The organism is Amycolatopsis sp. CFH S0740, assembly GCF_004522315.1.
Classification (GTDB): domain Bacteria; phylum Actinomycetota; class Actinomycetes; order Mycobacteriales; family Pseudonocardiaceae; genus Amycolatopsis; species Amycolatopsis nivea.
Genome location: NZ_SDLS01000002.1, coordinates 306,421 through 325,519, shown reverse-complemented (window position 1 = coordinate 325,519; position 19,099 = coordinate 306,421). Strand labels below are relative to the sequence as shown.

Annotated in this window: 19 protein-coding genes and 1 tRNA gene; 11 read left to right on the top strand and 9 right to left on the bottom strand. The window is 66.6% G+C overall.

Annotation, left to right across the window (positions count from 1 at the left end; genetic code table 11):
* Nucleotides 1-447 precede the first annotated feature (447 nt).
* The 3 genes from EIZ45_RS04825 (at nucleotide 448) to EIZ45_RS04815 (ending at nucleotide 4,521) form a co-directional block, all read left to right on the top strand.
* Nucleotides 448-1,038, top strand: a complete 591-nt coding sequence (locus EIZ45_RS04825; protein ID WP_235146556.1) for a hypothetical protein — start codon at nucleotides 448-450, stop codon at nucleotides 1,036-1,038.
* 148 nt (nucleotides 1,039-1,186) lie between these two features.
* Nucleotides 1,187-3,325, top strand: a complete 2,139-nt coding sequence (locus tag EIZ45_RS04820) for a dTMP kinase (protein WP_134662019.1) — start codon at nucleotides 1,187-1,189, stop codon at nucleotides 3,323-3,325.
* The gene (locus EIZ45_RS04815) at nucleotides 3,322-4,521 is read left to right on the top strand and encodes a DNA polymerase III subunit delta' (RefSeq protein ID WP_043827121.1); all 1,200 of its coding nucleotides are present in this window, start codon (nucleotides 3,322-3,324) and stop codon (nucleotides 4,519-4,521) included. Before EIZ45_RS04820 ends, EIZ45_RS04815 begins: the two co-directional genes overlap by 4 nt.
* 68 nt (nucleotides 4,522-4,589) lie before the next feature.
* Here EIZ45_RS04815 and EIZ45_RS04810 read toward each other — a convergent pair whose 3' ends face one another.
* On the bottom strand, nucleotides 4,590-6,278 hold the full coding sequence (locus EIZ45_RS04810; RefSeq protein ID WP_051728625.1) for a hypothetical protein: 1,689 nt from the start codon (nucleotides 6,276-6,278) through the stop codon (nucleotides 4,590-4,592).
* Between the two features lie 127 nt (nucleotides 6,279-6,405).
* Between EIZ45_RS04810 and EIZ45_RS04805 the strand changes: the two genes are divergently transcribed.
* Nucleotides 6,406-6,482: transfer RNA gene (locus EIZ45_RS04805), tRNA-Thr, on the top strand.
* Between the two features lie 92 nt (nucleotides 6,483-6,574).
* A complete protein-coding gene (locus EIZ45_RS04800; protein ID WP_240690555.1) occupies nucleotides 6,575-8,146 on the top strand; it encodes a tyrosine-type recombinase/integrase in 1,572 nt (523 codons plus the stop codon).
* A gap of 541 nt (nucleotides 8,147-8,687) precedes the next feature.
* On the opposite strand, the gene EIZ45_RS46425 is transcribed toward EIZ45_RS04800, so the two are convergent.
* Complete coding sequence (locus EIZ45_RS46425; protein ID WP_205669813.1) at nucleotides 8,688-9,380, bottom strand: NUDIX domain-containing protein; 693 nt, start codon at nucleotides 9,378-9,380, stop codon at nucleotides 8,688-8,690.
* A 539-nt stretch (nucleotides 9,381-9,919) separates the two neighbouring features.
* Between EIZ45_RS46425 and EIZ45_RS04790 the strand changes: the two genes are divergently transcribed.
* Together EIZ45_RS04790 and EIZ45_RS04785 are read left to right on the top strand one after the other, a co-directional pair.
* A complete protein-coding gene (locus EIZ45_RS04790) occupies nucleotides 9,920-10,768 on the top strand; it encodes a helix-turn-helix transcriptional regulator (RefSeq protein ID WP_205669812.1) in 849 nt (282 codons plus the stop codon).
* 3 nt (nucleotides 10,769-10,771) lie between these two features.
* A complete protein-coding gene (locus EIZ45_RS04785; protein ID WP_134662018.1) occupies nucleotides 10,772-11,002 on the top strand; it encodes a hypothetical protein in 231 nt (76 codons plus the stop codon).
* Nucleotides 11,003-11,137: 135 nt separating this feature from the next.
* On the opposite strand, the gene EIZ45_RS04780 is transcribed toward EIZ45_RS04785, so the two are convergent.
* The 4 genes from EIZ45_RS04780 to EIZ45_RS04765 all read right to left on the bottom strand — a co-directional run bounded on the left by EIZ45_RS04780 (nucleotide 11,138) and on the right by EIZ45_RS04765 (nucleotide 14,401).
* Nucleotides 11,138-13,252, bottom strand: a complete 2,115-nt coding sequence (locus EIZ45_RS04780) for an FtsK/SpoIIIE domain-containing protein (protein WP_240690554.1) — start codon at nucleotides 13,250-13,252, stop codon at nucleotides 11,138-11,140.
* 203 nt (nucleotides 13,253-13,455) lie between these two features.
* Nucleotides 13,456-13,788 (bottom strand): hypothetical protein, encoded by a 333-nt coding sequence (locus tag EIZ45_RS04775; protein ID WP_134662017.1) that lies wholly within the window; start codon nucleotides 13,786-13,788, stop codon nucleotides 13,456-13,458.
* A complete protein-coding gene (locus tag EIZ45_RS04770) occupies nucleotides 13,785-14,129 on the bottom strand; it encodes a WhiB family transcriptional regulator (RefSeq protein ID WP_134662016.1) in 345 nt (114 codons plus the stop codon). Before EIZ45_RS04770 ends, EIZ45_RS04775 begins: the two co-directional genes overlap by 4 nt.
* Nucleotides 14,126-14,401 (bottom strand): helix-turn-helix domain-containing protein, encoded by a 276-nt coding sequence (locus EIZ45_RS04765; protein WP_134662015.1) that lies wholly within the window; start codon nucleotides 14,399-14,401, stop codon nucleotides 14,126-14,128. Before EIZ45_RS04765 ends, EIZ45_RS04770 begins: the two co-directional genes overlap by 4 nt.
* 165 nt (nucleotides 14,402-14,566) lie before the next feature.
* On the opposite strand from EIZ45_RS04765, the gene EIZ45_RS04760 reads away from it, so the two are divergent.
* The 3 genes from EIZ45_RS04760 to EIZ45_RS04750 all read left to right on the top strand — a co-directional run bounded on the left by EIZ45_RS04760 (nucleotide 14,567) and on the right by EIZ45_RS04750 (nucleotide 16,211).
* A complete protein-coding gene (locus tag EIZ45_RS04760) occupies nucleotides 14,567-14,995 on the top strand; it encodes a transcriptional regulator (protein ID WP_167756343.1) in 429 nt (142 codons plus the stop codon).
* Nucleotides 14,996-15,189: 194 nt separating this feature from the next.
* Complete coding sequence (locus EIZ45_RS04755) at nucleotides 15,190-15,798, top strand: NUDIX hydrolase (protein ID WP_205669811.1); 609 nt, start codon at nucleotides 15,190-15,192, stop codon at nucleotides 15,796-15,798.
* Complete coding sequence (locus EIZ45_RS04750) at nucleotides 15,795-16,211, top strand: NUDIX hydrolase (RefSeq protein WP_134662013.1); 417 nt, start codon at nucleotides 15,795-15,797, stop codon at nucleotides 16,209-16,211. The genes EIZ45_RS04755 and EIZ45_RS04750 overlap by 4 nt, the downstream gene beginning before the upstream one ends.
* Before the next feature lie 65 nt (nucleotides 16,212-16,276).
* Here EIZ45_RS04750 and EIZ45_RS04745 read toward each other — a convergent pair whose 3' ends face one another.
* Nucleotides 16,277-16,597, bottom strand: coding sequence for a hypothetical protein (locus EIZ45_RS04745; RefSeq protein ID WP_134662012.1), 321 nt, complete (start codon nucleotides 16,595-16,597; stop codon nucleotides 16,277-16,279).
* Between the two features lie 16 nt (nucleotides 16,598-16,613).
* Nucleotides 16,614-17,123: a nucleoside-diphosphate kinase gene (locus EIZ45_RS04740; RefSeq protein ID WP_134662011.1), complete on the bottom strand. Its 510-nt coding sequence runs from the start codon at nucleotides 17,121-17,123 to the stop codon at nucleotides 16,614-16,616.
* Between the two features lie 137 nt (nucleotides 17,124-17,260).
* On the opposite strand from EIZ45_RS04740, the gene EIZ45_RS04735 reads away from it, so the two are divergent.
* Nucleotides 17,261-17,875, top strand: a complete 615-nt coding sequence (locus EIZ45_RS04735; protein WP_134662010.1) for a hypothetical protein — start codon at nucleotides 17,261-17,263, stop codon at nucleotides 17,873-17,875.
* Nucleotides 17,876-18,224: 349 nt separating this feature from the next.
* Here the strand turns inward: EIZ45_RS04735 and EIZ45_RS04725 are convergent, their stop codons facing one another.
* Entirely contained in the window at nucleotides 18,225-19,088 is an 864-nt protein-coding gene (locus EIZ45_RS04725) for a hypothetical protein (RefSeq protein ID WP_134662009.1), read from the bottom strand.
* Between the last annotated feature and the right edge of the window lie 11 nt (nucleotides 19,089-19,099).

Sequence of the window (19,099 nt, the reverse complement as noted above, 5' to 3'; positions counted from 1 at the left end):
GGGTCCGGCTGAGTCCGATGCGGTCCGGCTCGGCTCGGCTCGGTCGGTCGTGTTCGGGAGGGCCCGGGCGCGGGTCTGCTCGGCTGGGCTCGGCTGGGCGTGGGCGGTCCGGTCGTGCTCGGGCGGCACTGTCGACTTGGCTACCAGGTCGGCGGGGCCAACCGGTTCGGCGGCGGACCTCGCGCCCCTGCCTGCCCACCGGCCATTCAGCCCCTTCAGCCAGCCAGCGACACCCCCTAAAATCAACCCCGCTCCACCACCGCCGGAAGCCACAGTTTCCGCCGCCAAAACCCCTCCCCGAACCGGTCCGTAGGCGGTCACTGGTCCGGGTGGCGCGCCTTCCCCCGGGCGCGGGCAGTAGTGGTTCTGCGGCCATTGGGTGGATGCGGCGACCGGTACTCTCGCCGACACTGGACTCGGCGGACATTCCGTAGTGAGGTGGTCACCATGAGCACGAGCGACGGGACTCCGTTTTTTCCCGCCTCCGGGCCTGACCGGGACGGGACGCTGGCCGGTGACGTCGGCGAGGTCGGGGGCGAGCGGTTCTCCGATCCGTTGTCCGGGTTCGAGATGGCGTCCAACCGCGCGCCCCGGCCGCTGCCGACCGCCAAGCCGGTTCAGCATGACCCCGAAGAGGTCAAGCGGATGGTCGAGGCCGCGCTGAAAGAGGAAGCCAAGAAAAAGGAAGTCGTCAAGACGCCGAATCCGATCCCGCCTTCCGACCGGCCGGATCTGGTTCCGCTCGGGTTGCTGCCCCGGCAGCGGACCTGGCCGACCAAGGCTCCTCAGCTGCTCAAGAAGGTGCCCCGGCCTCGGCCGAAGCGGGTTACCGAGATCGCTGACGACGACATCGAGGAAGAGCTCGCCGAACGGCAGAGCCGGCGCGGGATGCCCTCGATCAGCATGCCCAGCTTCGGGCGTCCGTCCAGCAGCACGGCGGGCGTGGTGCTCGCTGTGGTGTTGCTCATCGTGTTCGGAATCGTGGCGATCGAGCTCATCGCTAGCCTGGTGAGCAGTGTGAAGGGGCTGTTCGGCTGACACCCGCTGACCTCGGATATCACGGGGCGTGCCCTCCTCCCGTGCGCGGCGGGACTACCCTGGCTGCTACACGGTCGGGGGATCCGCCGGGGTCGCCTGACTCCGCCGTGACAAGTGGGGTGGGCGTATCAGCGAGGGCGTACGGTCGGTGCCTGGCACCGGCCCGGGCGGATCGGGCGGGACGTCCACGATCCATCGGGCCCGCCGGGTGCTGGCGATCAAACCGTTCCGTCGGCTGTGGGGCGTCACGTATCTGTGCAGTGTCGCCGACTGGCTGAACCTGCTGAACCTCACCAGCCTGAGCACCAAACTCCTCGACAACTACTCCGCGCAGAACTACGCGTTCGTCGGCGTCATCGTCACCGCGCTGCTGCCCGGCCTGCTCTTCGCGCCGGTCGGCGGACTGCTCGCGGACCGGTTCGACCGGCGCAAGATCATGGTCGTCTGCGACCTGCTGCGCTGCGGGTTCCTGCTCTCGATCGCCGTCGTCGGGGCGCCGTGGTGGCTGTTCGTGGCGAACTTCCTGGTCGGCTGCTGTTCGATCATGTGGATCCCGTCCAAGGACGCGGCGGTGCCGAACCTGCTGCGCCGCCCCGAGCAGGTCGAGACCGCCAACCAGCTCGGCATGGTGATGACCTACGGCCTCGCCGTCATCACCGCCGCCGGGGCGAACGCGCTGATCCAGGGCGCGAACTCCACGTTCCACCTGTTCCAGGGCCCCGGCGTCGACCTGTACATCGCCAAGGTCGTCGTCGTCATCACCGGCCTGCTGTACCTGATCAGCGGCATTCTCGTCGCCACCCGCATCCCCGAGCTGTCCCTGCGCGACGTCCACTCGCTGCCGCAGCAGAAGGTCAAACGGGCCGACGAGGAGAAGTTCGGCTTCGGCGCGATGATGCGCGACGGGCTGAAGTTCGTCCGCAGCACGCCGATCGTCCGCGGCCTGCTGATCGGTGCCTTCGGCGCGTTCGCGGCCGGTGGCGCGGTCATCGGCGCGGCCAAGCCGTACTCGTCGTCGCTGCTCGGCGGCGACGCGGCGTTCAACCTGCTGATGCTGGCCGTCTTCATCGGCCTGGCTCTCGGCATGGCGCTGGCCCCGAAGCTCGCGCACCGGCTCCCGCACGACCGGCTGTTCGGCATCTCGATCGTCCTCGCCGGGCTCGCGCTCGGCGTCGTCGCGTTGTCGCCGCACCTGGCGATCTCGGTCGGCGCGGTCGCCTTCGTCGGCATCTGCGCCGGCACCGCCTTCCTCACCGGTGTCACGATCATCGGCTCCCGCGTCGAGGACGCGATCCGCGGCCGGATCAACGCGATCTACCAGGCGATGCTCAAGATCGTGCTGTTCGGCGCGACGGTGGTCACGCCGGTGCTGATCGGCCTGGTCCGGCAGCGCAACGTCAACCTGTTCGGCACGCCGATCATCGTCGACGGCACCCGTCCGGTCATCCTCGGCGGCGGCCTGCTCGCGGTGCTGCTCGGGATCATCGCCTACCGGCAGATGGACGAGCGGCGCACCGAGAAGATCTTCAGCGACCTGCGCAACGCGCTGCGCCGCAACCCGCGCCGGGTCAACGGCTTCCTGATCGCCATCGAGGGCACCACCGCAGTCAACACCGCCGAGCAGGCCGCTCGCCTCGCGCGCTGGCTCGGCACCGGCACCCGGCCGGTCGTCCTTACCGCCGACCCGGCCCTCGGCGAACAGCGCTTCCGCACCCTCGTCTCAGACGCTGCCCTCACCGGGGTGCGGGCGCAGGCGCTCGTCGCCGCGGCCGTGCGCGCCGAACTGGTGGAACGCCAGATCCAGCCCGCGCTCGACGCCGGGTCCGTCGTCGTCATGGAACGCTTCGTCGACTCCCCGCTCGCGTCGCTGTCCGCGGCGGGCGAGCTGGACCGTGGCGAGCTGGAAGGACTGGTCGACTGGGCCACCGGACGGCTCCGCCCGGACCTCACCGTGCTCCTCGACTCCGAGCACCCGGACGACCCCCAGCCGCCGCTGAAGGACCAGCTGTGGGTGCAGAAGCTGCTCGCCGAGATGGCTGCCGCCGACCCGGACCGGTACGTGGTGGTCGACGCCGAGGGCTCCGACGGCGACGTCGCGGGTCGCGTCCGCGGTGCCGTCCAGTCTGTCTTCGTCGGCTCGCTCGCCGGGCTCGCCCCCGCGGAACCGCCAGAGGAGCCCGAGGACGCGGCTGTCGCGGACGTCGCCGAGGCGGCGGCCGCCGAAGCGGAAGCGACGCAGAACGGTGCGGACGCACTGCCCGTAGTGTCCAAAGTGGAGGATCGGTGACGACCCCGATCGGCGTCTGGACTGAGCTTGTCGGCCAGGAGCCTGCCGTGGAAACGCTGTCCACCGCGGCGGCCGCGGCGGCCAAGATCGTGGCCGGGGAACCCGTCGCGCCAGCGGCGATGACGCACGCCTGGCTGCTGACCGGACCGCCCGGCTCCGGCCGTTCGGTCGCCGCGCGCACGTTCGCCGCGGCCCTGCAGTGCAGCACCGGAACCGGTTGCGGCGCTTGCCCCGGCTGCCGGACGACGATGGCCGGCACCCACGCGGACGTGCGGCTCGTCGTCCCGGAAGGACTGTCCATTTCGGTCGCCGAGATGCGCGCGCTCGTGCAGGCGGCGGCGCGACGGCCGACGACCGGCGAGTGGCAGGTCGTGATCATCGAGGACGCCGACCGGCTCACCGAGGGCGCTTCGAACGCGCTGCTCAAGGCCGTGGAAGAACCGCCCGCCCGCACCGTTTTCCTGCTGTGCGCGCCCTCGGATCACCCGGAGGACGTCTCGGTCACCATCCGTTCGCGGTGCCGGTTGGTCCCGCTGCGCACCCCGCCCGCCGAGGCGATCGCGCAGGTGCTGATCTCCCGGGACGGCGTCGAGCCCGAGCGCGCCAACTGGGCCGCGGCGGTGTGCAACGGCCACGTCGGCCGTGCGCGCCGCCTCGCCACTGATGAAGCCGCTCGCCAGCGGCGCGCCACCGTGCTGCGGATTCCGCTCGGACTGCGCCGTCCGGACGACGTTTTCACCAGCGCCGACCAGCTGATCAGCGCGGCGGAAGCGGACGCGGGCGAGGAAAGCAAGGGCCGCGACGAGCAGGAACGCTCCGAACTGCGCACCGCGATGGGCGGCGACGGCACCGGAAAGGGCGTCGCCGGAGCGAAGCGTGCCGCCGAGGCCGCGGTGAAGCAGCTGGAGAAGCGCCAGAAGTCCCGCGCGACGCGAACCCAGCGCGACACGCTCGACATTGCTCTGGTGGATCTGGCCGGGTTTTACCGCGACGTGCTCGTGACGACTTCGCGTTCCGGTGCGACGCTGACACATCCCGACCACGCCGAGCAGATCAACTCGGCCGCGGCGGCTTGGTCGCTGGAATCGACGATGCGCCGCCTGGAAGCCGTCCTGGAATGCCGCGAGGCGATCGGGCTGAACGTGAAGCCGCGGATCGCGGTCGAAGCCATGGTCACCACGCTTCGCCAAGGCTGACCCAGACCCGTTAACGAAAACGGCCCCCTCGCCAGCAGCGAGGGGGCCGTTCTCATTTGCCTAGCGCGTCAGTCGCGCGGATGCGGCGACGGCTTGAACGGCGTGTCCGGACCGCCGGTCGGCCGCTTCAGGACCAGCGCGGGACGCCGCCGGTTCGGGAACGCCGCCACCATCACGACGCCGAGCAGCAGCATCGCCGTACCCGTCCAGAACAGCGGCACCGTGTCGTACGCGCCGTTCGTGTAGGCCAGGTGCTTCACCGGGCCGGCCGGTGCGGCACCGCCCTGCGGCGGGGCGGGCGGAGTCGTCGTCGAACCGCACACGACGCCGCCGGTCGGGGCGTACGCGCGGGCGATCTGCTCGCCGAGCGACAGCTGCGCCAGCGACGACGGCAGGTTGTCGCCTGCCTGCGTCGGCAGCAGCTCCTTGAGCTTCTGCGTCGGCAGCACCTGGAGGTCGAGCAGCCGCGCGGCCGCGCCGATCTGGTAGCCCTTGAACGGCGTGGTCGCCTCGGACTGCTTCTGGTCCAGGTTCGCGATGCTCAGCCGCAGCACGCCGAGGTCGAGCACCTTCCCGGTGGTGTCGCCGAGCTGCTGCAGGCCCTTCGTCGCGGTGGCGACGAGGCCGCCGACCACCGGCACGTTGTCCAGCGCGCCGAACTGCTGGCTCAGCGGTGCGAGCGGCAGGCCGATCGGGATGTCCTTGGTCGGGTGCGCCGCGTCGAGCGTGTACAGCGTCTTGCCGCCGGCGGCGATGGTGATCACCGGAGCCTGGTAGTCGACCTTGGACGTCTTCGCGTCGCCGGTGGAGGTGACGGTGAGCGTCGGCTGGCTGGCCACCTTGAGGTTCAGCTCGAGCGGGGTGCCCTTGAGAATGTTGATGTCCGCCGCCTGCAGCGTGGACCTCGACTGCACCGCCTTGTTCTTCGAACCGGGGATGTCGACGAGCTTGACCTGCGACCGCGACGACAGCGTGTTCGGCAGGCTCAGCAGCGAACCGGTGCCCGTCGCGGGAGTCTGGCCGCTGCCGGGCAGCAGGCCGCCGAGGCTCTGCAGCCCGCTCTTCGGGTCGAAGCCCTGCGCGAGCTGGGTGCCGTCCGGCAGCTTCAGTCCGCCGCTGCCGAGCAGCGGGACCTGCGGCAGCGTCGGGATGACGTTCAGCAGCGACAGGCTCGCGACGGACGTGCTGGCGTCGGCGATCGTGTCCACGCACGGGCCGAGCGATTCACTCCAGCGGGCGTGCGCGGTGCCGTTCAGCAGCCCGACGTTGAGCAGCGGGTTCGGCGGCGCGTTCAGGCCCCCGCTGATCTCCTTCGGGTTGTCCGGAAGCGCGGTCTGCACGAGGCTGCCCGGCGTCTGCGGAGCCTGGCCCCCGACGGCCAGCCCGAACGGAGACGACTGCGCGATCGACTTCTCGTAGGCCAGGTAGGCCTCCGAGTTCGCCGACGCGCTGGACAGGCCCATGCCGGCCTCGAGCGCGGACTGCTTCGGCAGCGTCTGGCCGAAGCCCGGAAGGATCGTGCTCGTGGTGACCGAGTTCGGCAGCAGCCGCAGGACGCCGAGCGCGGTGCCCGCGTCGCCCACCGCGTGCCCGAGCGGCTGCGGCCCGATGGGCGCCGACGCGGGCGGCTGCGAGGGGTTGTTCGGCTGCGGAATCGGCGTCGTGGGAATCTCCTGCGCACCGGCCGGCGCGGCCAGGAGCAGCAGCAACGCGGCAGTTGCGGGTACCGCCAGCGCACGGGGCAGTCTTCGCTGCATGTGCCGGGTCCTCCAGTGGATCGCCGGGTCGGGGGGTGAGACCGAAGTCATAGGAGCCTAACGACGCGGCCCCCGCAAGGTGACGCACCACGCCTCCGCTACACTGATGACCGTCGCACAGCGGCATGCCGCCTTAGCTCAGTCGGCCAGAGCGATTCACTCGTAATGAATAGGTCGGGGGTTCGATTCCCCCAGGCGGCTCCATCACCTGACCAGGGACTTTCCGGAATCCGGAGGGTCCCTGGTTGCTTTCTGTGTAGCCATCCGTGTAGCCGACCCGGGTTTACGCTGGCTACATGACCAGCGCAAACGGCCCCCGGAAGCGCACTCGCGGCGAGATCGTCAAGCTCCCGAGTGGGTCACTCAGAGTGAAAGTCTACGCGGGCATCGACCCGGTGACCAAGAAGCGGTACTACCTGGACGAGGTTGTTTCCGCTGGTCCACGTGCGGCGGCCGAAGCGGAAAAGCTCCGGACGAAGTTTCTCAACCAGGTCGACGAAAAGCGCAGCTCGCGGACTCGGGCGACGGTGAGCCAGTTGCTAGACCGGTACTTCGAGCTGGTCAAGATCGAAGAAACCACCCGAACGGGGTACGAGTCTTTGGTCCGAATCCACATCCGCCCGTTGCTGGGAGAGTCCGCGTTGGGGCATCTCGACGGTGAAATCCTCGACTCGTTCTACAAGCAGCTAAGGACATGCCGCGCTCACTGCCGGGGACGCGGCTTTGTCGAGCACCGCACCGAACGGCCGCATCAGTGTGATGGTCGGTGCGGGCCGCACAAGTGCAAGCCGTTGGCCGACAGTTCGATCCGCAAGATTCAGGCGATTCTGTCCGGCGCTGGTAAGCGCGCGGTTCGCTGGGGATGGATCGGCGTGAACCCGTTCGATCTCGCCGAACCGCTTCCGGTGCCGCGGCCGGACCCGAAGCCCCCGACAGTCGAGCAGGCCGCTCGTATCGCCACGGAGGCGTGGCGAGATCTCGACTGGGGAATGCTCGTGTGGCTCGCGTTCATCACGGGCGCACGCCGAGGCGAGTTGTGTGCTCTCGCGTGGGATCGGCTGAACTTCTCGACTCGGGTCTTGACCATTCGGAGCAGCATCGCCCAGTCGGGCCGCAAGACATGGGAGAAGCCCACGAAGACGCACCAGCAGCGCCGAATTACTCTCGATGAGCGCACGGTGGCGCTGCTGCGGTCGTACCGCGAGCACTGCGCGGAACGTGCGGGGCTGAGGACGTTGAAGGCGGACGCCCGGATCTTCTCGCTGATGCCGGATGGCAGTACATGGCTCAAGCCCGACTCGGTGAGTCAGCGGTATGCGCGCATGTGCGCTCGTCTCGGCTGGGACATGAACATTCACCAGCTCAGGCACTACTCGGCAACGGAGTTGATCGCGGCGGGCACGGACGTTCGGACAGTCGCCGGACGCCTAGGCCATGGCGGTGGCGGTTCGACCACCTTGAAGGTCTACAGCGCATGGGTTGCAGAGTCCGATGAACGCGCGTCCGGAACCCTTGCCGGGCGACTGCCGGACCTGCCCGTTGCGCTCATCGCGGAAGGCAAGCTCGCTCCTGTCGCGCCGGTTGCGGCACCTGAGGACGAGAGTCCGTACAAGCGCATCGCGAAGGATCTTCAGGGAGCGATTGTGTCCGGCGTGCTCACGCCCGGTCAGCAGCTTCCTACGGTCGCCGATCTGGCGAAGCGGTACAAGGTGTCATTCGGGACGGCTCAGCGCGCCATAGCGCAACTCAGGACCGCTGGGTTGGTGAGCGTGAGCCGAGGCAAGCGCGCGGTCGTCGTCGATCCAGCCGCCATCGCCGACGCTGAGCCTGCAAAGGTCCTCGGTCTCCGTCGGACTCGCATCAAGTAGTGCGCCCCCCTCGCCCGTACGCGAGGGGGGCAGTAAACCGACTAGCGATGTCCGCCCGTAAACAGAATCGCGGGTCAAGACCCCCGAGGTGTGGCCCTGGGGGACGTGACAAGACCGTAGTAGAAAGCTTGTCCGAAGGCCAGAACACACCCCAGGGCGTGTTGATCCCCGCTCAAGCCTCAGATCTAGGGCAGCATCTTCTTTCGCCGGGCCGTACCCCGGCTGAAATGTCCGTCCGTAAACAAATCTGGAGTTGATCAGCTTGACGATCTGTAGTGGCGTTCTCGCGCGCCCGAATTCTTGGCAACGGCCGGTGATCTTCGTCGTTGTCATCATCCTGGCGGGACTGTTGACCTGGCTGGGGATGCCAGTTGCTGGGGTCGTAGCCGTCATCGGGGCAGCGTCGATGGCGGCTCAGCGTGTCACGGCTGGCTCAGTTCAGCGCCCGTCGTTCCGTTAGCAGGGGCTGGCTGGTCTGTGGCTCCAGTGTTGTCACCTGCCACAGGCCAGCCGCCGACTCGGCGGAGACCGAAGAACTGAGTTAGGACGACGCAGGCGCTTGCAGGTCTAGAGCCTGCAGCACCGGGCCGTAGATCCGCTCGACCGGTACGAACCGGGTCAGGTCTGCTGCGCGGACCCAGGTCACGTCGGAGTTTTCTGCGACGTCGGCGTTACGTGCTTCCCCGGTCACATAGTCGCAAAGCACGTACTCGCACAAGACTCCTGTTACGGGGTGCGGCCGGGTGCCGAGCATGCGGACAAAGACGCAGCGTACTTCCGTTTCGGCGAGGGTTTCCCGGACTGCCGCGACCGCTGGATCAGTGCCCGGCTTGACGATCCCGGCCGGGAACTGCCACGTGTTCGCGTCGTCTCGGCGGCAGACGAGCAAGACGTCCATGCCGCGCAAAACCACCGCAATAGCGACGCGAAGGGGTTGCAGTGCACTGCTCGTTCTCTCCGGCGGTGCCAACAGATCATCGATACTCGCACTGAAGATGAGTTCGAGCAGCCTCGCTGTGGCAGGGCGAACCTGGCCGAGAGGTTTGCCGTCCGGGCGTACGCCAGCAATCAGGCGTTGCAAATGCCGCACGCTCAACGTGCCTGACTCATTGTGCTTGCGGGCGAAGTCTTCGGCGAAACGCGCGAACTCTTCTAGAGTTTGGCGTTGCTCGCGTATGCGCGCTTCGAGGACCGTGCGCGGCGGCGGGCTACCGTCCCAATCTGTGGATCGCAATGCTTCCTCCTGCCCCGCTGGCCTGGGTCACCCCTAGGTCGCGCGCGAGTCGCCTTCCGGTCGTGGTCCTGACTCCTGTTGCCACGTGAGACTCATTTCATTCTGTCACAAGGCTTGATTTAGCTCCTTGGGCTAGTCGCGGGAGGTGGCAGACCGGGATGTGATCGACCTGGGCGGGAGCAGTGTCGCGATGACTGAACAACACCTGACGGTGGTGACCTCCGCTGAGGAACCGGTGGACCACTTGGTGTCTGACGCCGAAATGACACACGGGCTGTCGTCGACAGGCTGGTTCACCGGTCTATGTGGAGACAGCTTCCCCGCGGCGGCCATGTGTTCGGAGCCGGGTCTGGCTTGCTCGCGCTGCGCGCGCATCCTGGCCGCGGCCCGACTGCCATCGACCGACGCCCGGTACGCCCGCTCAAAGACGCAGCGCTTTCATGGCAATGAGGCCAGGAGTCTTCGCCGAATCTTGCGGGCCGTGTGTCGCAGCAGCGCGCGACGATTCCGCCGGAAGTGACCTCATGCGAGGTACGGACATGTTGACGCCGCGCGCACGCACTCTAGGAGCCGCCTTGCGAGACGCTCGACTCGCGGCCCGCTTCGGAGTGCGGGAACTGGCACGGCGCATCGGCGTCCATCCGGCACTGCTGTCGAGCTGGGAACTGGGATACCGAGTGCCCGGTCCTGAAGAGGTTGCCGGGGTGCTTGGCGCGCTGGGAGTGACGGGTGAGGAGAAGGAATGGATCACCCGTCTTGCGCGTGGCATTGCCGGTCCGGGCTGGTTCACTCCAGGTTCGCAGGCAAGCCCGACGCACTCCGCGGCGTTGAAGGCTCACGAACGTGCGGCGCTGTCTATGAGCGTGTGGGCACCCATCGTGTTCCCGGATTTGTTGCAAACTCCCGGCTATGCCCGCTTCGCGCGCGGTACTGAATCGCAAGACGTTATGGCGTTGGAAGCGCTGATGCGGCGAAGGGATGTGCTCTTCGGTGCCCAGGCTGTCTCGGCGGACTTCTTCATCGGAGAGGACGCGGTGTACAACCACTTCGGCGACGACGTGATGGCGCAGCAACTGCGGTTCATCGTGGACTTGGCGGTCAGGTCTCGAACGATCACAGTTCGCCTCCTGCCACGCCTGCCGAGGCGCAGCGTCGTGCTCCCCTGGGCCTTCACCACGTATCGGATGGAGGACTCACCGCCGGTCGTCTACTGCCCGCACCACTGCATGGGTGTCTTCCTCGTTGGTGAGCATGCGACACCGTACGAAGCGATCACAGCCACACTGGCGGAGCAGGCCATGCCGCCTAGCGAAACGATCGGCTGGCTCTCTGCTGAGGCCGATCGGCTTGCACGGTCAAGTGGGAGCCAATCCCTGCCGACGACTTGAAGAGTGACGAACCTGTCGGATGACCAGTCAGCATCAGTGCCAGACCGGCTCATTCGGACTGGCGCGCTGCTGACAGAAATTGGTACGTGGATGCGCGACGGCGAAGTACCGACGCTTGAAGTTCGTGAGTGCGCCCGGCAACTCTTCGCGCTCGCGGACCTGCTCCTGCTCGTGGCCGACGCCGCCGACACAACGTCACAAGCTAAACAGGACGACACGGAGGCAGGGGCCTGAGCGGGGATCTGGTGACGGGTGAGACGGTTGCCGCCGGACCCGTCTCACCTGTCACAGCCTGTCTATTGCCTGGTCAAAGGGTATGTGTGCCTGTCACGCTTGCTGAGACGGCGTGACAGGCACACGTGACGGGTGCTAAGGGTCGTCGGCATTCTGCCCGCCGCTCGTTATCGCGTCCGCGGCTGCTCGGATGTCCGCCGTGAGGTAGCCGCGAACCTGTCGTGTCTTACCGTCCGCACCCGGCACACGAACCCGCTCCGGACGGCACCCAAGCTCGCCCATTTGCCGACCGAACGCAGTGGGCTCGACTCCCAGCGCTTCGACAAGCTCGGCCGTGGGGACGAACGCGCGGTCTCCGTTGGCCAAGTCGTCGCTGAGGTAGTCCACCACGGACGCGAGCGGCTCGGGCAGTTCGACCGACGCGACCGGGTTCGCCGCCGCAGTGTCGCCGCCAGCGCCGATGGCACGAGCGACTGATGCGTGATCAAGCAGCGGCAGGTTGTCCTCTCCGGCCGCGTGCCCAGTCAGGGTGCCGGTAGCTTCGCGGAGTGTGCGGCCTTGCTCGCAGATGGCCTGCCAGTCCTCGTTAGGCATGTAGTAGGTGCGCACGGTCACCGCGAGAACGTCGGCCCCTGCTTGGGTTTCGCCGTCCGGGCGCAGGATGCCTACGCCCTTGTGCGAAGGCAGCAGACGACTGGAGTCGTAGCCTCGGGTGTTCATCTGTTCGCCCAACACGATGTTGCTGTCTCTCCAGTCCATAACCCGCAATGCGAACCGGGATCCGAGAACGGCCCGCAGTCCGGACGGGATCGTTTTCGAGTCGGGCCGTTGTGTGGCCAGTACGAGCACGATCCCGGCGGCTGGCCCTTTCTTTGCCAACCAAGTCAGCAGTTCGCCGATGTACTCGCCCGCGGTGAGCTTCTTTCCTTGCACCACAACGGGTGTGCGGTCCTCCAGTGGAACTTGGACTTCATCGACGAAGATCGCCGTAATCGGCATGTCCAACGTGGTGTCGCGGGACATCTCCGGCGTGATCTTCGACTCGGGGCAGGTCAGGTCATCGAGATCACGCATTCGCCGGTAGCGGCCTTGAACCTCGGCGACCAGCTCGGCCAGCCAGTCCACCAGGGTCAGGACGTGTTCGGGTTCGTCGCCGGACATGAACCGGTGCGCGACCTGGCTGGCGGCGTCCCAGTCCTTACCTGCCTTGAAGTCCGCGACGTATAGCCGGACCCACGCATCCAAGATGAGTCCGGCGGCGGCGAGCCGCGCGGCGAACGTCTTGCCTTGTCGGGGGATCGCCCCGACGAGCAGTGACGTCCACACCAACGGCAGGTCGATCCGGCGGTCCCGAGCATCCCGGCCGAACGGCACTGGTCGCCACGCATCCCACTGGGACACTCCGAGCAGCGGCGTCCGAAGGGGAGGCGAGCTGTACGGGTCCTCGTCGGCGACCCACATGGACACTCGCCCGGCGTGACCTCCGTTGCCGCGCACGCGCTCGACGATGAGCTGCACCTCATCCACGGCGAGCGCGGACGCGAGAGCTTCCCGGTTCTTCACGACGTCGGCAGCCTTGCGGGTCGCAGGCAGATCGACGGTGATGGCCCAGCCGTCACCGACCCGCGTGGCCCGTTCGACCAGGCGCAAGGACTCGTCCTTGCCAATGAGCTTGGCGTCCCGGAACGCATCGACCAGGACTTGCGGGTCCATCGTCCACGTCAGGGTCCGAGGTCCGGCCAGGGCGGGTTTCCGGCCCGGACTGCCATCCTTCCGGCGTCCGAGGATCGCTAGCGCGACTGCCGCGCCGGCACCCGCGATCCACAACGGATCGGACCCGTACACCAGCTCGACGACCGTGCCGGCGAATGCAAGGGCCGCGGCGAGCGCGCCGGTCACCTTCCATCGGAACAAGGTCAGTTCACGGATCTCAACGAACTTGTCGGCGAGCTTCTCCGACTCTTCGGCCGCCGTGCGGTAGTCGCGAACCGTGACCCACCCTCGCCACCAGCGGACGCCGAGGACAAGCCCGCGGATGACTGCGCCCACGCACCGCGATGGTGATTTCAGGACAGCCACGGCCGTGTCCTTCGCAGCCTGAACAGCGTGTGGCTTGCTCTTGAGCCACTGCGGTACGCGCGGCGAGTGCTGCCACCACCGCGCGAACCTGCGCCGGATCGTCCGGCGACGCGGTTGGGGCAACGTGTCGTCAATCAGTTCGCCATCCAGTACCGGCCCGACGTGCTCCATGCCTCGTGAACCCATTCGGGCAGGCGAAGCGTCGGCTGCGGTCCGGCGCTGGCAGGACCATCCGGACGTGGTCGCCGAGTCGGCAGTGCCTCGCGCGAGCCGCTCAGTCTGGGGCGGCGGTGCATATCGTGCGTTCCGTGGGGTGGCGGGTGGCCGCCCAGCGGCGGCCACCCCTTCCACTCCGTTCTGATCAATCGGCGCGTTCATCGCCGACCACCGCCCCGGCGGCTCGTCGTATCTAGCGACGTGACCGTCAGCGCTCGCGTCAGTACGTGCGCTGCGATCAGGTCCGGCACTGCGAGCACGACGGCCAGCAACGTCGGATTGCCGGGGTGCGTGATCACCAGCCACTGAACGCCGACGAACGCCGCACCCATCAGCAGAACCCGTCCGACGAGCGAGACCACACGGGCCGAAGCGCGGGCCGCGTCGGCGGCGCGGCGTGCCTTACGCGCACCGAGTCGCCAGACCACGGACCAGACGATCAGCACGCCAATTCCCGCGAGGATCTGTGTTGATGTCAGGTTGAGCGTCATCGCTGCTCACCGCCATCAGACTCACTGCGATGGGCGAGCCATGCCCGGTGCACTTCGCGCCGGTCGGTGTCGGCGAGCGCGCCCCACACTCCAACCGTGTCGGCACCCGCCGCACGTAGTTCGAGTTCGAGGCACTCGTCGACCACTGGGCATCCGGCACACATCCGGGCTGCCAATTCCCGGTCCGGCGAGTCCTCGCCGGACAGCTCCGGAATCTCGGACCGGTCGAACGCCCAGAAGCACAGTCCGTCCCGGGTGACGACCTCGGCCAGCGTGTCGTCCGGCACGTCGGCGTATCGGTCCAGTTGAGCGGCAATCTCCTCATAGTCATCTCGGTTCACCACGGCGCACCCCCGCCCAACCGCGCGGCCTCTTGCGCCGTACGGCGTTTGGCAATCAGGTCGGCGATGTCGACGCAACCCCCGGACGCGGTTACCTCAGCGATCAGTTCGGCGAGGGCGGCAGCGGGGACGACATAGCGAGTGCGGATGCGTACAGCGGGGAAGGAGTCGTCTCGGATGGCGCGATACAGCGTCACCGGATTTACGCGGAGAACGCGTGCTGCTTCCCCGACGGTATAGAACGTCGGAACGGCGTTCTGGTTGGTATCCATCGGTAGATCCTTTGAATCGAAGTCTTATTTAAATCCTCAATTAGGGATAATTTCATCCCGACAAGGCAAGAAGGTGCCTTAACGCGCCCAAGTGGGCGCGGAGTGTCAGCCGCGGAATCGTCCTCCGCGCTACTCTCGCCTTTGAGGCGGAGCGCGGAGGAATACGTGTCGGAAGACTGGGCGGCAGTCGCGAGAGCTATCAATCAGCGCATGGCTGACCTTGGCCTCAGCCAGCGCGAACTCATCGCGAGATCGCAAGTCTCCAAGGCGACGGTCCGGGAAATCCAGCACAACCGCGCGCAGCGACGCCGCAGTGAACGCACGCTTGAAGCGCTGTCGCTTGCTCTGGAGCTGCACGCGGGTCATCTGGCTGCGGTGCTGGCAGGGCGCCGTCCGCCGGAGCCGGGCGAGCCGGCGCCGCGAGGGGACGACGATATTCCGGGCCGACTTGCTGTCATTGAGCACCAGTTGCGGGAGATAACCGACCGGCTTCGCGAAATGAACGGCGTGACCGAGCGGCTGGACGAAATCCAGAAGAGTGTTTCGACTGTGGTCGATCACGTTTCGGTGGTTCGCGAGCAGCGTCGTCGTTAGGGGGTTCGGGTGGCTTTCGTTCATGCCTCACAGTCAACGCCGAATTCTTCACCCAAACGATGCATGACTAGTGCAGGTTCGATGCAACGCCAGTGCATCGGCAGTGCACTTATTGCATTTGAAGGGTTTCGGCCGTGGAATTCGTGAGCGCTTGGACGGGGCGAACGGCCTGCTCGCTGCAAGCGGCCCTGCGCATGAGCAACGAAGCGTTTGCGAGGCATCTGGGCGTCGCGGTCAGGACTGTTGCCTCCTGGCATGCGAAACCAGACGTCAAGCCGCGGCAGGAGATGCAAGATCTTCTGGACACGGCGTTTGACCGCGCGTCCAGTTCGGCAAAAGCTCGCTTTAAGCGACTCATCGATCCTGAAGTCGATGAGGCGGCTCGGTCGGATGCGAGCGGTGAGCAGGCGCAGGCGCTTCGCGTTGCGATAGCCGTTGTCGTGGACGGTTCTCAGGTGCTCATGGTCTGTCGGCGTGGCGAGGACGGCGGCGGCATCTCGTGGCAGTTTCCAGCAGGCATGGTCAAGCCTGGTGTTGCACCCGAGGCGGTCGCGATCAGGGAAACCTTGGCCGAAACCGGCGTCCACTGTGCGATCGTGCGCAAGCTGGGCAGCCGCCTGCATCCGATCACGCACGTTCAGGCGGAGTACCTGCTCTGCGAGTACCTGACCGGCGAGGCGCGGAACATGGATGTTCTGGAGAATGTTAACGTGGCTTGGGTAGAGAAAGCCGAACTGACGCGTTTTATCCCAGCGGATAGAATTTTTCCGCCGATTTTGGAAGCCTTGGAGGTATCGGAATGACCGAGGACTCGGCCGCAGTTGAGAAGAAGTCAATCTCCGCGGCCATCATTGTCCGCGACGGCCGTGTGCTTCTCGTTCGGCGACGCGTCAAGGAAGGCAGCTTGTCGTGGCAGTTCCCCGCTGGCGAGGTCGAAGAGGGCGAGAGCGCCAGCGACGCGGCGGTGCGAGAGACGCGCGAGGAGACCGGTCTGGAGGTCACTGCGTCTTCCGTTCTCGGCGAGCGGGTTCACCCGAACACTGGCCGGACGATGATCTACGTCGCGTGCGAGTCCGGCGGTGGCGAGGCCAGCGTGGTCGATGACGAGGAACTTGCCGAGGTCGCGTGGTCGAGCCGCGCGGAGTTGACTGACTATGTCCCGTACCCGTTCTACGGTCCGGTTCAGGACCACCTAGACAAGACGTTGTCCGACTAGGGCGTTGCACAGAGTGGCCCGCCCTACCAGGACCAGCCCGGTTGGCGGGCCGCTTGCCGCGCGGACTAGTACAGGACGTCGCCGAGGCGGTCACGAACTACGCCGGAGTGCAGCAGCCCCGGAATCGGGATGCCGCCGATGCTCTCGCGCGTGCTCGCAACGTCTGAGGGAGAGCCCGACGGCAGGTTGTCCAGCAAATCGATGGCCCGCCTTGCCCACTCGCCAGCGGTATCGAAGTGGCGAGTCCCGTTGACGTCCTCGTTCCGATATCGAAACGCGAGTGCGTAGGCAGTCTCGGCGGCTGCGCGTTTGTTCGTGGGGCGCTCAGCCTCGAACGCTGTCTCCAACTCTGCCAGCGTGGCCTGGCTCTCTACCTCGCGCGCCATCGGTGCGCCCCGTCCGTCAGTAGGCGAGCTTTTCGACCAGAGTCTCGTAGTTGAAATGTTCGGACGCGTCGAACCAAAGCTCGACCTCGTACTTGGCCTCTTCCGAGTTGCCGGACGCATGCACCAGGTTCATCACGGCCTTGCCACTGACTTCGGACGATGCTTTGGTCTGGTGCGCGTAGTCGCCCCGCACCGTGCCTGGCGCGGCGTCGCTCGGGAAGGTGCCACCGATGATTTTCCGGACCTTTGCGACCGCATCGACGCCTTCGAGCGCGAGCGCGATGACCGGGCCGGACTGCATGAACTCAGCCGTGCTGTTGTAAACCACCGAACCGGCGCGCTCTTCGAGGTCGAAGTAGTGCTTCCGCGTGAACTCGGCGTCCATGTGCTTCATCTTGACGCCGACGACCTTGAGCGCGGCGTCCTCGAAGCGCGCGAGGATGCGGCCCGCCAGTCCGCGGACAAGGGCGTCGGGCTTGAGCAGGACCAGGGACCGCTCAACGCCGAGGTCCGACGAGTCAGCCATGGGGCGTTCCTTCCGTCGTGGTTGTGCGCGGATCGTACCGATCCGCATGCTCACAGTCACTAATTGCTGACAGTTTCTCTGCATCCGGTTGCCGCACGTTCTTTATGGTTCGGCTTGGCTCGGGCACGATGGAGCGGGTGACGACCTTGACCGACACCAGCGCGCGGACGGGCACGGAATTGCTGTACCTGCGTGTGAACCTTGGCAATCGTCCGAGTCTTGAGGCTTTCAACGACAACCTGAGCGCGTTGTTGACGCTTGGCCGATTTGCCGGTCAGTTGGTGCCTCCATACTCGGCGGGGGAGCGCCTGACTGCGGCCAGGGCGGATCGCCTGACTGTGGTGCGGACGTCTCTAGCGAGTCCCTGGGTGACCGTGCTGTCGGAGTTGGCGCGGAATTCAGCTCCGATCGGCTACGGAACGGCAACTCTTATCGCGCTGCATCGTCTGCTGAATCTAGTGATGAGGTGGCAGAAACACCGTCAGGATGTTGCTGAGCGGGAAGTGCATATAGAACAGTTGCGGTTGCTTCTGGATGAGGAGCGTCGGCGTTTTCGCGATGTTTCTAGTGAAGTGCGGAGGGCGAGGAAGAACCCGCAACCGGCCCACCGCGCCGACGCGGGGGCCGCCCCGGAAAACGAACCTTCGTCGGACGTCAACGCTGCGACGTTGGCTGCCGTGGCGGCGCGCAGGCTGGGAGAAATTCAGGCTGCGGAATTGATACAACCGGATGATCAGCGTGCTATCGGCTGAGAGGATGCCTGCCTAGTAGCCGATGGTCACTCCCTCAGGACTGGTTACGCTGTGTGGTGTAGTGCGGGTGTAAGCGGTGCGTCGTCGCCGAAGAAATCATGGGTATGGCGTGTAGCCATCCGTGTTGCGAACTGGGGTCAAATGAAGTCTCCCTGGCGCGTGTAGCTACTGCTCCGAAACCTGGAGCCCCAGGTAGAAGCCGTGGTGATGAAGGTCACAGACACTCGTAATGAATAGGTCGGGGGTTCGATTCCCCCAGGCGGCTCCACGAATCAGGCCCCGTCCGAGACACCTCGGACGGGGCCTGATTCGTTCGGCAGGCAATCCCGAGATTCACCCGTTAGGGGAGTTAGCTCCGTTCGGCGAGCAGCTCCAGCCCGCCGGACCCGAGCCGCAGGACGGACGGGACCAGTTCCGTCGTCTCGTACGGCGAAGCGAGCACCTGCTTCCGGACGGTGTCCGCCATGTCGGAGCCCTCCCTGGCGACGTACATCTCGTCCGGGCACGGCAGGCCGACGATCAGGTTTCCGGTCCCGAGGTGCGGCGACAGCTGGGCATGCAGATCGGGCAGCGCGAGCGCGGACGCCGCCAGCTGGTTCTCCCTGGCCAGCGAGACCAGCACGTCCTCGCCCGAACTGCGGACCTCGAACTTCAGCCCGCGGACCAGGGCGCCGAACCCGACGTCGAACAGTTTCTCGAGCGGCGCGCCCATCTGCTCCTGCTCGTGCCGGGTGATGTGCTGCATCCCGATCTTGCCCTCCGGGGTCCGCGACACCACCGCCAGCGCGACCGACACCTTGCCGGGCACGAGCGGGCGGTGCGGCAGTGCCTCGAGCAGTTCGGCGCGCGGCGAGGACGCGCTCCAGAGGATCGGCAGGATCTCCTCGGCGCTTTTCCGCTGCTCGGTTTCGGCCATTACGGCGCGGGCTTCGGCGAAGGCGCGGTCCCATTCACCGGGACCCGGCCGGGAGAAACTGTAGGTGCACTCGGCCTTCCGGAAATTCTTGGCCATGAATCTCTGATCGGCCGCGGAGGGCTGCCATTCGCTGTACACGGCCAAAACCGCGGACCCGCGCACCTTGTGCTGCTGCCGGATGCTCGCCCACGCCTGTTCGACCGCGTCCTCGGCCTGGGTGGGCGCGCTGGCCAGCACCGGTTCGGGGAGGCCTTTGATCCGGAAGACGACGAGGTTCTGGGAAACGTCATCGTTCATGAGATTCCCCT

Bases quoted from the DNA above. Each gene is read 5' to 3' on its own strand.
- EIZ45_RS04825 (WP_235146556.1), top strand. From the start codon at position 448: ATGAGCACGAGCGACGGGACTCCGTTTTTTCCCGCCTCCGGGCCTGAC.
- EIZ45_RS04810 (WP_051728625.1), bottom strand. From the start codon at position 6,278: ATGCAGCGAAGACTGCCCCGTGCGCTGGCGGTACCCGCAACTGCCGCG.
- EIZ45_RS04800 (WP_240690555.1), top strand. From the start codon at position 6,575: ATGACCAGCGCAAACGGCCCCCGGAAGCGCACTCGCGGCGAGATCGTC.
- EIZ45_RS04790 (WP_205669812.1), top strand. From the start codon at position 9,920: ATGTTGACGCCGCGCGCACGCACTCTAGGAGCCGCCTTGCGAGACGCT.
- EIZ45_RS04780 (WP_240690554.1), bottom strand. From the start codon at position 13,252: ATGGAGCACGTCGGGCCGGTACTGGATGGCGAACTGATTGACGACACG.
- EIZ45_RS04775 (WP_134662017.1), bottom strand. From the start codon at position 13,788: ATGACGCTCAACCTGACATCAACACAGATCCTCGCGGGAATTGGCGTG.
- EIZ45_RS04765 (WP_134662015.1), bottom strand. From the start codon at position 14,401: ATGGATACCAACCAGAACGCCGTTCCGACGTTCTATACCGTCGGGGAA.
- EIZ45_RS04755 (WP_205669811.1), top strand. From the start codon at position 15,190: ATGAGCAACGAAGCGTTTGCGAGGCATCTGGGCGTCGCGGTCAGGACT.
- EIZ45_RS04750 (WP_134662013.1), top strand. From the start codon at position 15,795: ATGACCGAGGACTCGGCCGCAGTTGAGAAGAAGTCAATCTCCGCGGCC.
- EIZ45_RS04745 (WP_134662012.1), bottom strand. From the start codon at position 16,597: ATGGCGCGCGAGGTAGAGAGCCAGGCCACGCTGGCAGAGTTGGAGACA.
- EIZ45_RS04740 (WP_134662011.1), bottom strand. From the start codon at position 17,123: ATGGCTGACTCGTCGGACCTCGGCGTTGAGCGGTCCCTGGTCCTGCTC.
- EIZ45_RS04725 (WP_134662009.1), bottom strand. From the start codon at position 19,088: ATGAACGATGACGTTTCCCAGAACCTCGTCGTCTTCCGGATCAAAGGC.